The organism is Chlorobaculum sp. 24CR (assembly GCF_004118635.1).
In the GTDB taxonomy this organism is placed as follows: Bacteria; Bacteroidota; Chlorobiia; order Chlorobiales; family Chlorobiaceae; genus Chlorobaculum.
Genome location: NZ_SDGU01000005.1, coordinates 21067 through 34363, shown reverse-complemented (window position 1 = coordinate 34363; position 13297 = coordinate 21067). Strand labels below are relative to the sequence as shown.

The following is a 13297-nucleotide window of genomic DNA, read 5'->3' as shown; positions in this document are numbered from 1 at the left end:
TACATTATGACTTTTATGAATATATGTGCTCAATTATTACACTTTTATCTTTAACGAAGCAGAGCTTCGGGGAATATATCCCATAGAGATTCAAAATAGGGACCTGTATGCGCAAGTGTTTTTTTCATGCAAGACAGATAAGCAAGCAGGCACGTATCCCTCTGAATTATCACTGTTTGCATTTCTTCATCGGTTTCGCATTTCATCAGGGCATCAGGCAATGCCGCGGTTGCCGCTTGGGCCGCGGCGTTCAACGCGGCAAGAGCTTCAGCCAGCTCCAGATTGCCATCGATCACAACAGACTGAATTTCTCTGGCGGCGGATTGCTTTTTTTTGGGTGACATGATGATTCTCCTTCGCTTCTTTAGAGGTGACCTTTATTGGTTCCTGCCGGACAAAAGATTGCTGATCGAGTGAAGTTCGTTGACAATTTGCTGCAACTCGTCAATGGTAACGGGTTCTCCTTTTTCAAGTTTTTTGTGCTCGTCGATAAGCGCGCGAAGCGCCTGTCTTGTGCTCGTATAACCTCTCTGTTCCAGACCGGCGTTACGGTGTTGAATCCTGAACGCCATAACGCCATCGACGCCGCGCTTCAATGGAGCGCTCTTCATGATGATCGATCTGGCATCGCTCACCGCCTTGAAACCCGAATCAGCAGCCAAATCATTGAGCATTGGCGATGGATCGAGCAAATCGTTTTTCATGAGAAGCCTGGAAGCGCTGAGCCGTGATCCCCGGAGATTCTCTTTGAATGAGGTCATCTCTTCCTGAACCAGCTTGTTATCGAGCAAGAGCAGCAGACGCTCAAGCTGTTGCCTGATGATAACGCTGGATTGCCGGATCAACCGCCCTTTCCTTACGGTCAGTAAACGGCTGGCGATATTGCCGACCACAACACTGGTTGATTCCGGAACGAGCGGCCTTGCCGTTGTCACCAGAGCCGAATAGCTGTTCAGCGCCTTGTCAAAACCGTCTATAGCACTCTTAATCTCTTCGGGGGCCGTGCTCGACGCAAGATCACCAAAAGCTGCATAAACCGTTGTCAGTCTTGAAAAAACAGCTTTTCTGGCATCCAGCTCCGTCTTGACCTGCTGCCAGTCATCGAGCAATCCGGACGGCTTGCCAACGCCGGCATAGCTGTGGAAAAACACCTCTGCCTCCATAGCGCTTTCATACTCGCTGTCTGTGGCAAAAATGGTGGACAGGGCTGAAGAGGATGCCGATTTACCTGATGTTGCAAGCTTTACTGCATTCTGTTCGCTGATCGAGGCGCATCCGCTCAAAAAAGCGATACCAAGCAGCAAACCGGCAGAAAAGATTCTCGTGCTTCGGAAAAAGGCAATGTTGTGTTCCGTTAGCATGCCGTTTGTGTTTTGGTTGGTAAAATACCTTTATCTATACTATTCGCAGGACGTTACAATACTTGCTATCGCCATGGCGAGGAGCGAAACAACGGAAATCGAGGGCATTTTTTTGTATAGATCAAAATAACGCTTCCAGTAAATCCGACCGACTATCATCTGAAAAAACATTCAATCGCTGCATGGGTTTGAAAATTTCCCGGAAGTCCATGCCTCTTCTTTACCGACCTGGTGACAGGCTAACGTGAAATACTACATCTTCACTTACTCTCAACATTTTACGCCATTAAAAAAAATTGATTTGAATGAATCGATTTTTGTACGATAATAGGAAAAGGGAGCGCTCTGCATCGGTCATTCAACCATCCCTGAACTGACGCGGAGCGGGAAAGGCAGCGCAAGTGCCTTTTATAAAATAAGTTACCGCATTTCCGCTGGAGTTATGTAATGAAACACTCCGTATCGACCCGCAAGGAGTTGACCATCCTCAAACTCGAAGAGCCGGTTTTCGATGTCCGCCACGCCGACTGTTTCCGAACGACCATCGACAGCATGGTCAGTAACGAGGCCAGTAAAAACGTCATCATCGACCTTTCACAGGTCAAGGCTATCGATTCATCGGGCATCGGCTCGATGCTCTTGGCCCATCAGCTCGCTAACAGCTCCGATGGTCTGGCTATTTTCGTCTCGCTCTGCCAGCAGATCAAGGACCTGCTCAAGCTGGCCAACCTCGACAAGCAACTCTACATCTTCTCGTCGATCAACGAGGTCATGACGCTCATTGAACCGGCGTTGAAAGGCAAGCGGGCAAGCCGGTCTCGCCAGCCTCAGGCTCAGGACGACAGCAGCGACGAAATCGCCGACGAGCTTGAAATTCCGGACGAGATATTCGACGGCGACATTGAAGATGACTCCGACGAGAACACCGATTTCGAGGAACCCGAAGAGAACGAAAAACCCCGCCCGAAAAACAACACCTCCGAAAATTCTTCAGGAAAAAAGCGTGGCCGCCCCAAAAAGAGTCCTCAGACTGAAAAGAAACCATTGAAAACCTGAAACCTCCAGAACAAAGCCCCATCTTTCCCTTCTCACGACACTCTGTATTAACGAGCAGATGCTTGACATTTCGTCATGCATACACTATTTTTTAAAGTAGTCAGTAACGCTGTACCCATTTCGTGAAACAGAACGTTTCCCCCGAAAACGGACCGCCGCGCCATGCTCGACCATCTCTTCCGGCAGCGACTCGAAAAACTTCTCGGGTCTGCAAACATAACCATCGACGGCAGCAGCGCCTGTGACATCAGAGTGCATGATCGTCGCATGTTCAGGCGAACGGTTCTCGAAGGAAATCTCGGCTTCGGCGAGTCCTACATGGAGGGGTGGTGGGATTGCGACGACCTCGAAGGGCTGTTCTGCCGGATTCTCTCGGCGGGCCTCGACCGGCAGCTCGTCAACCTTGCCGTTGTTCTGGAGTATCTGCAAGGCGCGGTGATAAACCTGCAAAAACCTGCGCGCGCCTTCACCGTCGGCAAGCGCCACTACGACGTCGGCAACGACCTCTTTCGCGCCATGCTCGATCCGCTGATGATGTACAGTTGCGCCTGCTGGCACGAAGCCGAAACTCTCGCCGAGGCACAGCAAAACAAGCTTCGCCTCGTTTTCGACAAGCTCGCCCTCGAACCGGGCATGAGCCTGCTCGACATTGGCTGCGGGTGGGGTGGCGCGGCCCGGTTTGCCGCCGAACGGTATGGCGCGCGGGTAGTCGGCATCACCGTCTCGAAGGAGCAGGCAAGTTTGGCCAGGGAGTTCTGCAAGGAGTTCGACGTCGATATTCGCCTGATGGATTACCGCCAGCTCGATGGCAAGTTTGACCGGATCGTCTCGATCGGTATGCTCGAACATGTCGGCTACAAAAACTATCGCACCTATTTCGATACCGCCCGGCGCTGCCTCAAGCCCGAGGGGCGAATGCTCGTGCAGAGCATCGGCAGCAACGAGCCGGTCACGAGCACCGATCCGTGGATCGAAAAATATATCTTTCCGAATTCGATGCTCCCCTCACCAAGCCAGATTTCACGCGGCTTTGAGGGGCGGCTGGTGCTCGAAGACTGGCACTCGTTCGGCTACGATTACGCCCTGACGCTCAAAGCCTGGGAGCGTAACGTAACGCGCAACTGGCCGCAGCTCAAAAACCATTACGACCGCAAATTCTGCCGCATGTGGCGCTACTACCTTCTGAGCTGCGCGGGAGCTTTCAGGGCGCGTACGATCCAGCTCTGGCAGATACTTCTTACGCCGTCTGGCATCAAGGGCGAATGCTGCATCCCGCACCAGCCTGTAAGGGAGAAAAGTCTCAGGGATAGAGGAAATGGTCTGGAAAAGCCGCGTCGAATGCCCGCACCTGGGCGCGGACAGCGTCGAGAATTTCCCCGATCGGGCGCTGCTGCTGAATCATGAGACGATGGCGGTCTGTGCCGGCAAGCTTGTCGAAAAAGGTTGCGTGACGATGCAGGCCTGTTTCGCTGGGCCAGAGCTTTTGCAGGGAGAGCAAAATCGCCGTTGAGGTCATGAACGGATCGAATCGCTCGCGGCCAGTCACTTTCAGGCGAACTCCCTGGCACTCGATGCCGGAGAATTTGCTCCTCTCGGGCGTGAAGCTCGTCCGATGGAATTCGACGCCGGGCAAGCGGTACTGTTCGATCTCCCGGATCAGCAGCTTGCTGTCGATGAATGGCGCGCCAAACATCCGGAACGGAGCGTCGGTGCCACGCCCTTCGCTGACGTCGGTCGCCTCCAGCATAACGGTGGCCGGATAGAGCAGCAGGGTTTTGAAATCACGCAGGTTCGGCGACGGCGGGCGGAAACGGAAGCCCGGCAGTTCATCGGCAAACCGGTCGCGCCGGTAGCCCTGCATCCGGACGATCTGCAACGAAAGGCCGGGAAAGCGCCGGTTTTTCAGCCATCCGGCGATCTCCCCCACGCTCATGCCGTGAATGAACGGCAACTCTGCCGCGCCGACAAACGACTCAAAGCGCGGCTCCAGCACGAAGCCACTCGCCGGAAGCGGCGCGAGAGGGTTGGGCCGGTCGAGCACCATGAAGGTGATGCCCGCTTCGTTGCATGCCTCCATGGCGAGCTTCATGGTGGAGATGTAGGTGTAGCAACGCACTCCGGCATCCTGAAGATCAAAAACGAGCACATCGATGGTTTTCAGGAGCGAAACATCCGGCTTCCGGGATTCGCCGTAGAGCGACCAGACCTTCAGGCTGTCGCCAACCCCGGCATTGCCCACCTTCTCGCCAGCTTCGTAATCGAGCGCGAAGCCGTGCTCCGGAGCCATCAGAAATTTGAGATCGGCCCCGTGCCGCAAGAGCACCCGGTACCCCGGTTCACCGGAACGCGACACCGCCGAGGCGTTGGTAATCATGCCGACGCGCTTGCCTTGCAACGGGGCGCACTTTTGCGCATCGAGCACATCGAGGCCGTACCGGAATGCCTCGGCGCGGGCTGCGGGAACGGACAAGGCAAGTAAAATCAACGAGAAAACAAAAAAAAGAGAAAAGCGCCTCATGAGGAAATGGCCTGGAAGTTTGGCAGAGGTTGGTCTTCCATCCTATAAGTCTTATAGGTCTTATACGACCTATAAGACTTATAATAAAAGAGTTTCACGAAGGCAATATACTTCGTGAAAGCAGGAAAAAACACGAAGCCTCCAAACAAAAAAAAGACCGCGCAACATGGCGCGGTCTTTTGCTGGTGGTGGGGACAGGACTTGAACCTGCAACCTTCGGGTTATGAGCCCGACGAGCTACCAATTGCTCCACCCCACGATGTATAGTGTCTGAATGTACAACATTCATCGTCTATTGCAAACTTTATTTTCAGGATACCTGATTTCCGCAGATTCCCTCGCCCTGAGGCTCGAGCAGGAACAGGCGGCCATCGGCGCCCTCGACGGCGAGAATCATGCCCTGCGACAGCTCGCCCCGCATGGTGCGATCGGCGAGGTTCGCCACCAGAACGACGCTCTTGCCCACCATCTCTTCGGGCGTGAAGTGCTGGGCGATGCCCGAAAGCACCTGGCGCTGTTCCGAGCCGACCTGCAATTGCAGCTTGAGCAATTTGTTGGCCTTCTTGACCGGCTCGCAGGCAATAACCTTCGCGACGCGCAGATCGATCTTCTGAAAATCGTCGAAGGTGATCTCCGGCTTGAAAGTCATCGGCGCGGGCTGTTCGGCGGCCTCGCGGCGTTCCGCCTCGGCAAGCAGCGCCTCTATCTTCTTCAGCTCCGGTTCGATGTCTTCCTCTTCGATCTTCGTAAAAAGGATTTCGGACGAACCGAGCAGCTTGTGCCCCCTCTTCAGCCCCGGTTCGAGCGCCCTGCGCCAGACCGGTTTGCCCGGCTCGACGAGGTCGTCGATCCTGCCCTCGAAGCCGAGCATCCGCCAGATGCGGTTCGCGGTTTCGGGCACAATCGGCCAGAAGAGCAGCGCGAGGGTGTAGCAGAGGTTCAGCGAGATGGCCATCGTGCGGCCCGCCGCTTCGGCGTCAACCTTGATGACCTTCCACGGCTCGCTCTCGGTGAGAAAGCGATTGGCGAAGCGGGCGATCTCCATCGCCTGACTCGCCGCCTCGCGGAAGTGGAAGCCGTCGTAGGCCGCTTCGAGCTTGCTGAAGCTCTCCAGCCAGTCGATGCCGAGCGCGTCCCACGCTTCCAGGTCGATCTCCGCCGGAACCTCGCCGCCGAAGCGCGCATTCGTAAAATCAATCGAGCGCTTGATGAAGTTGCCGAGCGTGTCGGCCAGCTCGCCGTTGGTGCGGTTCTGGAAATCGCTCCAACTGAAGTCGCTGTCCTTGTTCTCCGGGTAGTTCATCGCGATGCTGTAGCGAAGCGTATCCGCCGGGAAGCGTTCGAGGAACTCGCCAAGATAGACCGCGTAGTTGCGCGATTTTGAGAACTTGCGCCCCTCGAAGTTCATGAACTCCGAGGCCGGCACGTTGTCGGCCAGCTCGTAGCGCCCATCGAGGCGCTCCTCGTTCCAGGCCATCAGGATCGCCGGGAACATCAGCGTGTGGAAGACGACGTTGTCCTTGCCGATGAAGTTGATGATGCGCGTCTCCGGATCCTGCCAGTAGCGCCGCCAGCGTTCGGAGTCGCCCTGCTTCTCCGCCCACTCCTTCGTGAAGGAGATGTAGCCGAGCACGGCGTCGAACCAGACGTAGAGCACCTTGCCCTTCGCCTCCTCGGCGTCGAGCGGCAGCGAAATGCCCCACGCGAGATCGCGGGTGATAGCGCGGTCAGCGAGGCCCTGGTTGAGCCACGTGCGCGAGTAGTTGACGACGTTCGAGCGCCAGTCGCCGGTATGCCGTTCGACGTAATTTTCGAGCTGCTTCTGGAAGCGCCCCAGCGGGAAGTACCAGTGCAGCGTTTCGCGCAGCTCCGGCGTGGCGTCGGAGAGCTTGCTCTTCGGGTCGATCAGCTCGGTCGGGCTGAGATGCGTACCGCACTGCTCGCACTGGTCGCCGTTCGCGCCGGGCGCGTTGCAGGCCGGGCAGGTGCCGGTGATGTAGCGGTCGGAGAGGAAGCGGCCCGCCTTCGGATCGAAAAACTGCTTCTCGGTTTTGCGGATGAAAATCCCCTTCTTCTCGATCTCGGAGAAGAACTCCCTGGCCGTCGCATGGTGCGTCGGCGAGCTGGTGCGCCCGTAGTAATCGAACGAAATACCGCATTTGGCGAAAGCGTCGGCGTTCATGGTGTGGTAGCGATCCACCACATCCTGCGGCGAAATGCCCTCCTTGTCGGCGGTGATGGTGATCGGCACGCCGTGCTCGTCCGAGCCGCCGATGTGAATCACGTCATGACCGCAAAGACGTTTGAATCTGACGTAAATATCGGCGGGCAGATAGACCCCGGCGAGGTGGCCGAGGTGCACCGGGCCGTTGGCATAGGGAAGAGCGGTGGTGACGAGAGTCCTTTTATATGTATGAGTCATGGATAACAGAAAGTCGTTCGATGATGACAAAATCACGTCACTCGGCAGCTAACCGGGTGATGGAAGAGTGTTTCAGCCCTGCCCGCACTGGCGTCGGCCCATCATGCTGTTGTACTGGTCGAGAGAAATACGCCGCTTCTGGCCAGTGCTCGCGTAGCGTATCCAGATGCTTTTCTTCTGCTGATCGACCCCCTCGACTACAGCATTGCCGTCTCTGACGGCTATGGTCGCCCCGACGGCGGGCCATCCGTTCTGGCGACCATAGCCATGTCCATTGCCGTGGGCGTAGCCGTTTTTGCCGTTCGTCCTCGAAAATCCGAGGCAGCACTTCGGCCGGTTGCACAGGCCGATGGTGTTGAACGAGAAGTTGTCGCCGTTCATGCTGTCCGACATCTGCGGCTTTTCGGCGAACGGGTTAGAGTGAATCTTCTGCATCCAGGTGGAGCAGCAGAGCGAGCAGCCGCACGATCCCTGGGTGTTGGTACGCCGCGCCTCCTCGCGCGTGGTGATCTGCACCATCTGAATGCGCGCCTTGAACTCCCCCGCCAGATCGCGCACCAAGCCCCGAAAATCGACGCGGTGCGTGGCCGTGTAATAGACTGAAAGCTTTTGCTTGTCGAGCCGGAGATCGATATCGACCAGCTTCATTTCGAGCTGGTGGCGCTCGATCCTGTTGATGCAAGCCTCCCGGATTTCCGGCTCGCGCTTGCGGATTTCGGCGAACTCGCGCACCTCTTCCTCGGTAGCGCGCCGCATGATGGGCGGCAGCTTGTCGATCTCGCCAGTCAGCCCCTTGAGCTGGATTTTTCTGAGCGCGATCCGGCCCGTGGCGTAAACGATGCCCATATCGAATCCGCCATCAGCTTCGACAATCACCGGCGTGCCGATCTCGATCTCCTCGCCACTTGTGTCGGCATAAAACTCCCGGCGACACCCCTTCATTTCAACTTCACAAATAGGTACCGGGCTTTCCGGAAGATCATCGGGGTAGAGGCCGGAGGCCTCCTCCTGCAACATTTTCGAGAGCTTGAGCCTGACTTTGGCATTGTCGCCAAGCAGGCAACTGCATAGAACCGTACTCATATAGTATTGTATCCTTTATCATTACCGCCGCGCCACTCCGTGGGCGCACGGCATCGTTTCTCTATCGCTTCACTTCTCACTCCCTGCCGAACGGCCTTTTCCGAAAAGGCCACGGAAAGCCTCGACGCGGCGGTTGATCGACTCCGATCCGCGCACAACGACCTCGAAGCCGTCGAGACGCCGTTCGACGACCGCTTGCTTTACCTTGTCGAGATGGGATTCGGTCGCCGTCTGCATCAGTGCTGTGAGGGCGTCAAGCCCGTTCCAGTCAGACTTTTTCAGCAGCGTTGGCGACCCGAAGGACAGGAAAAGTTCAGGTTTTTGCTCCTCAAGATATTCAATGCGACTGACAACTGAAACAAGGTAAATCGATTCCCTCTTTTTGAAAACACGCTCCGCGATGCCAGCCGTTCCCCGGAAAAACAGGAGGGGACGTTTATCGACATGCTCGATCTTGCCTTGAGGAAAAATCCAGAGCGCGTTCTGTCGAGCGGATGGCGAGAGCAGGCGCTCGGCGGCGTAGTCGAGCGTACCGATGGCGCTCCGGGCGTTGCCACGGTCGATGGAGAATGCGCCGAGGCGGGTGAAAAACTGGTGCTTCTTGAGCTGCGCGTACTCGATGATGATGTAGAGATTCTGCCGGAAATACAGCTCGGCGCAAAGCTGCGACCAGAAGCCGTCCCACCAGTAGGCGTGGTTGCCGTAGAAGATGACCGGCGTGTCGAGTTCCATCTCCGGCAGCTCCGGCGGCATCTGCACCCTCAGCGAGTGGAAATGGCGCCTGAACTGCCGACGGGAGTACCATCCGAACCAGCGAGTGTAAGCCCGGCTCCGGCGAACCTTCAGCATGGGCAGTGGTTACGCGAAGGCCTTTCTCATGCGGTTGACCGCCTCGGTCAGCTCCTCGATCGAGGCCGCGTACGAAAGGCGCAGGTTCTCCGGCGCGCCGAAAGCGTCGCCCGGCACGGTGGCCACGTAGTGGTCTTTCAGCAGATACTCGGCGATGTCCGCCGAATCCTTCATCACCTTGCCGCCAAAGGATTTACCGAGCAATCCCTTGATCGACGGGAAGATGTAGAACGCCCCCTCCGGCAGTGTGCATTCGATGCCGGGAATGGTGTTCAGCTCGCGAAACATGAAGTCGCGGCGCTTCTCGAACTCCAGGCGGCGCTCTTCGACGATGGACTGGTCGCCATCGAGCGCGGCCACGGCGGCCTTCTGCGCGATGGAGTTGGCGTTGGAGGTGGTCTGCGACTGAATCTTGTCGCAGGCGTCGATGATCCACTTCGGCGCGGCCAGGTAGCCGATCCGCCAGCCTGTCATCGAGTAGCTCTTCGAGGTGCCGTTCGAGACGATCACCCACGGCTTCATCTCCGGAATCCGCGCGGGCGAGAAGGGGCGGACGCCTCCGTAGCAGATCATGTCGTACATCTCGTCGGAGAGCACGAAAATCTCCTTGCCTTCGAGCACCTTCATGAGCGCGCGCACCTCGGCTTCGTTATAGACCGCGCCGGAGGGATTGGAGGGCGAGTTGAGCACGAGAATCCGCGTTTTCGGCGTGATGGCGGCCGAGAGCTGCTCCGGCGTCATTTTGTAGCCGGTCTCGATCGAGGTCTCGACAATTACCGGCGTTGCTCCGGCCAGGCGGGCCATCTCCGGGAAGCTCACCCAGTAGGGCGCGGGCACGATCACCTCGTCACCTTCGTCGCAGAGCGCAAGGAAGGTGTTGGCGAGCGTCTGCTTGCCGCCGTTGCTGACGATGATTTCGTTCTCGACGTAGTCGAGGCCGTTATCGCGCGAAAGCTTGCGGATGATCGCTTTTTTCAGCTCCGGAATTCCGCCGTTTGCCGTATAACGGGTGAAACCGGAACGGATCGCCTCGATGCCCGCCTGGCACACATTTTCCGGCGTCGGAAAGTCCGGCTCGCCCGCCGACAGGCTCACGATGTCCTTGCCTTCCGCCTGCATCTTCTTGGCCAGTCCGGAGATCTTCATCGTCTGCGACTCCTGCATGTTCCGCACCCGGCGGCTCAGGAATCGTTCAAAGCTCTCTGCGCTCATCTTTGTGGTATTGGTTGTGTTGGTTTGAAAAAATCAATGCGCCCGGCGTTCCGCCCTTTTTTGCGCAAGCTGGTCGAGCACGTAGGGATGAACGAACTTGCTGACGTCGCCGCCAAGCATCGACACCTCGCGGATGATCGTCGAGGCGACGTAGGTGTATTTGACGTTCGGCATCAGAAACACCGTCGTCACTTCGGGGTAAAGATGGCGATTCAACAGCGACATCTGGAATTCGTACTCGAAATCCTTCACCTGCCGCACTCCCCGGACGATGGCGTTGGCCCCCGCCTGACGGGCGTAATCGGCCAAAAGCCCGTCATGCAGCACATCGACGTTCACGTTCGGAAGGTCGCGCACCACCTCCGTAACCATTTCGAGCCGTTCATCGACCGAAAAGAGCGTCTGCTTCTGGCTGTTCTCGGCCAGCACCACATCGACCTGCTCGAAGATGTTCAGGGCGCGTTCGAGCACATCGAGATGGCCGTTGGTGAAGGGATCGAAGGTTCCCGGATAGATGGCTTTCTTACTCATGGGTTCCCGTTTCGGGAGTGAAAAAAGAGACTCTGGTCGTGCCGTAATCCTTGTGGAAAAGGTAGCCGCGCGACGGTGAAAAATCGTGGCTCGCGTGGTGCTCCATGAGAAGCAGCCCTCCCGGAGCGAGCAGGCCGGTGTCGAGAATCGAGCGGATCAGGTGCTCGTAATCCTCCCATCGGTAGGGCGGATCGCAGAACACCAGGTCGAACGGCCCTTCGTTACGCTTCAGAAACGCCGTGACGTCGGCCATGACGAAGCGGACGGACGACTGGACGCCGATGTCGGAGGCTGTAGCTTTCATCGTTTCGAGCGCCTGGCGGTTCTGCTCCACGAAGCATGCGCTCCGTGCGCCCCGGCTCAGCGCCTCGAAACCGAGATTTCCGAACCCGGCGAACAGATCGAGCACCTCGATGCCGTCGAAATCGATCCGCGCCGCAAGCGTGTCGAAAAGCGACTTCTTGACTCTGCTGCTGCACGGCCGAATGTCACGCGAGGGCAGATGCCTGATCTTGCGCCCCCGGTATCTGCCCGCCTGAACCTGCACTTCGCGCGGATCGCTTAAAAGTCACCGAAAACGGTGATGCCCAGAATTTCGAGCGCTTTTTCAGCGTCATCCTTCGACGGTGCTTTTCCGTGCCAGTTGGACTTGTCGGGCATCGTGCCTTCGAAAAAGGGTACGCCCTTGCCCATCACCGTCGTGGCGAGCACCACCACCGGTTTGGTGCGGCCCTTGTCCTTGCGGAGATATTCGAGCGTGTCGATGAAGTGCTCGATGTCGTTGCCGTCGCAGGCGAGCACATCCCAGCCGAAAGCGCGCCACTTGTCGGCGAACGGCTCGACGTCCATCACGTCCGACACCTCGCCGTCGATCTGCTGGTTGTTGTAATCAACGATGCCGATGAGGTTGCCGAGCTGGTAGTGCGCGGCGCTCATGGCGGCCTCCCAGATTTGCCCCTCCTGGCACTCGCCGTCACCCATCAGGCAGAAGACATCGCCCTTCTTGCCCTCCATGCGCAGGCCGAGCGCCGCGCCGACCGCCACCGACAAGCCCTGGCCGAGCGAACCGGAGGCGATGTGGATGCCCGGAAGAGCCGACTCGCAGGTCGGATGGCCCTGGAGGTAGGAATCGACTTCGCGCAGGTAGTTCAGCTCGTCGAGCGAGAAGTAGCCCGAACGGGCCAGCACGCTGTACCAGACCGGCGCGATATGACCGTTCGAGAGAAACAGCATGTCGTGATCGGCTCCCTGACGGAACTGGTGCGGATGATGCTGCAAAATCCTGAAGTAGAGCGCCGTAAAAATATCGGCCATGCCAAGCGAACCGCCGGTATGTCCCGAATTGGACTTCGCCAGCATGCGGATCACATCCCTGCGCACCTGGCGGGCCATGTCCTTGAGTTCATCGATGGTTGAAAGTTGCAGATGCTTGCCCCTCTTCTCTTGCGGATAAGGCTTCAGATGTTTTCCCATGATGGATGCGATGAATGAATGATGGCTGATGAACGATAAAAACAGTATCCGCCCGCACAGGCAAAGGCCCTCCGACGGAAAAGCTCAAAGTTACACGCCGACGCCTAATTTACCAAGTCACGCCCCGGCCTCGCCCTGTTTTCTTTTTTTGAGATACTTCACGACGGCCCAAACCATAAGGCCCACGAACAGAATCGTAAACGGAGCGCTGAAATACACGGCGTACTGGCCGATCTTGTCCCAGTTGCTGCCAAGCAGATAGCCGCTGGAGAGCAAGAGAATGTTCCAGAGAAGCGAGCTGACCAGAGAAGCCAGGAGCACCAGCGAAACTTTCAGGTGCAACATTCCGGCCACGATGCAGATGACCGCCCGCGACCCGAAAAGAAAGCGGTTGACCACGACGGCCAGATAGCCGTGGCCCGAAAACTTCTGGCGCACGACCTCCATTTCGGAAGGCGGAAACAGCTTGTGAATGCTTTGGGCGAACTTGTGGCGCACCTCGCTCTGGCCTGCGGCGTAGAGCTTCAACCCCAGAAAACGGCTGAGCAGAAACACCGTCATAAATCCGGCCACAGAACCTGTCGTTGACCAGAACAGGGCCGAAACAAAGGTGATGTGGTTGAAGGCGAGCAGGTATCCGGCAAGCGCGATGGGGACATCCCCCGGAATCGGGGGAATGACGTTCTCGAAATAGGCCGACAGGAACAGCACCGCATAGACCGACGAAGGGTCGGCCTGTTGCAGGTAAGCGACAACGGTGTCAAGCATTGAAGAGATTTCCGGCATCGATGG

General features: G+C 57.3%; 13 protein-coding genes and 1 tRNA gene. 2 read left to right on the top strand and 12 right to left on the bottom strand.

Annotated features, from left to right (window positions below; translation table 11 throughout):
- Window positions 1–50: 50 nt before the first annotated feature.
- Both EST62_RS00615 and EST62_RS00610 read right to left on the bottom strand, forming a co-directional pair.
- Window positions 51–344 carry a hypothetical protein gene (locus tag EST62_RS00615; RefSeq protein ID WP_129050182.1) on the bottom strand — a complete coding sequence of 98 codons (294 nt, stop codon included), beginning with the start codon at window positions 342–344 and terminating at the stop codon, window positions 51–53.
- A 33-nt stretch (window positions 345–377) separates the two neighbouring features.
- On the bottom strand, window positions 378–1304 hold the full coding sequence (locus EST62_RS00610) for a hypothetical protein (protein WP_129050181.1): 927 nt from the start codon (window positions 1302–1304) through the stop codon (window positions 378–380).
- 504 nt (window positions 1305–1808) lie between these two features.
- Between EST62_RS00610 and EST62_RS00605 the strand changes: the two genes are divergently transcribed.
- Both EST62_RS00605 and cfa read left to right on the top strand, forming a co-directional pair.
- A complete protein-coding gene (locus EST62_RS00605) occupies window positions 1809–2417 on the top strand; it encodes an STAS domain-containing protein (RefSeq protein ID WP_129050180.1) in 609 nt (202 codons plus the stop codon).
- 162 nt (window positions 2418–2579) lie between these two features.
- The gene (cfa, locus tag EST62_RS00600; protein ID WP_129050179.1) at window positions 2580–3821 is read left to right on the top strand and encodes a cyclopropane fatty acyl phospholipid synthase; all 1242 of its coding nucleotides are present in this window, start codon (window positions 2580–2582) and stop codon (window positions 3819–3821) included.
- Here the strand turns inward: cfa and EST62_RS00595 are convergent.
- The 10 genes from EST62_RS00595 to EST62_RS00550 all read right to left on the bottom strand — a co-directional run bounded on the left by EST62_RS00595 (window position 3718) and on the right by EST62_RS00550 (window position 13273).
- A complete protein-coding gene (locus EST62_RS00595; protein WP_245153372.1) occupies window positions 3718–4887 on the bottom strand; it encodes an exo-beta-N-acetylmuramidase NamZ domain-containing protein in 1170 nt (389 codons plus the stop codon). The genes cfa and EST62_RS00595 overlap by 104 nt on opposite strands.
- 231 nt (window positions 4888–5118) lie before the next feature.
- A tRNA-Met gene (locus EST62_RS00590) sits at window positions 5119–5194 on the bottom strand.
- A gap of 51 nt (window positions 5195–5245) precedes the next feature.
- The gene (gene metG, locus EST62_RS00585; RefSeq protein WP_129050177.1) at window positions 5246–7357 is read right to left on the bottom strand and encodes a methionine--tRNA ligase; all 2112 of its coding nucleotides are present in this window, start codon (window positions 7355–7357) and stop codon (window positions 5246–5248) included.
- Between the two features lie 72 nt (window positions 7358–7429).
- The gene (locus EST62_RS00580; protein WP_129050176.1) at window positions 7430–8440 is read right to left on the bottom strand and encodes a stage 0 sporulation family protein; all 1011 of its coding nucleotides are present in this window, start codon (window positions 8438–8440) and stop codon (window positions 7430–7432) included.
- A gap of 69 nt (window positions 8441–8509) precedes the next feature.
- Entirely contained in the window at window positions 8510–9289 is a 780-nt protein-coding gene (locus tag EST62_RS00575) for a lysophospholipid acyltransferase family protein (RefSeq protein WP_129050175.1), read from the bottom strand.
- A 9-nt stretch (window positions 9290–9298) separates the two neighbouring features.
- Window positions 9299–10501 (bottom strand): pyridoxal phosphate-dependent aminotransferase, encoded by a 1203-nt coding sequence (locus EST62_RS00570; protein ID WP_129050174.1) that lies wholly within the window; start codon window positions 10499–10501, stop codon window positions 9299–9301.
- 33 nt (window positions 10502–10534) lie between these two features.
- Window positions 10535–11032, bottom strand: a complete 498-nt coding sequence (gene coaD / locus EST62_RS00565) for a pantetheine-phosphate adenylyltransferase (protein ID WP_129050173.1) — start codon at window positions 11030–11032, stop codon at window positions 10535–10537.
- A complete protein-coding gene (rsmD, locus tag EST62_RS00560; protein ID WP_129050172.1) occupies window positions 11025–11579 on the bottom strand; it encodes a 16S rRNA (guanine(966)-N(2))-methyltransferase RsmD in 555 nt (184 codons plus the stop codon). The genes coaD and rsmD overlap by 8 nt, the downstream gene beginning before the upstream one ends.
- Window positions 11580–11593: 14 nt before the next feature.
- A complete protein-coding gene (locus tag EST62_RS00555; protein WP_129050171.1) occupies window positions 11594–12505 on the bottom strand; it encodes a transketolase in 912 nt (303 codons plus the stop codon).
- 117 nt (window positions 12506–12622) lie between these two features.
- Window positions 12623–13273 carry a DedA family protein gene (locus EST62_RS00550; RefSeq protein WP_245153369.1) on the bottom strand — a complete coding sequence of 217 codons (651 nt, stop codon included), beginning with the start codon at window positions 13271–13273 and terminating at the stop codon, window positions 12623–12625.
- Window positions 13274–13297 lie beyond the last annotated feature (24 nt).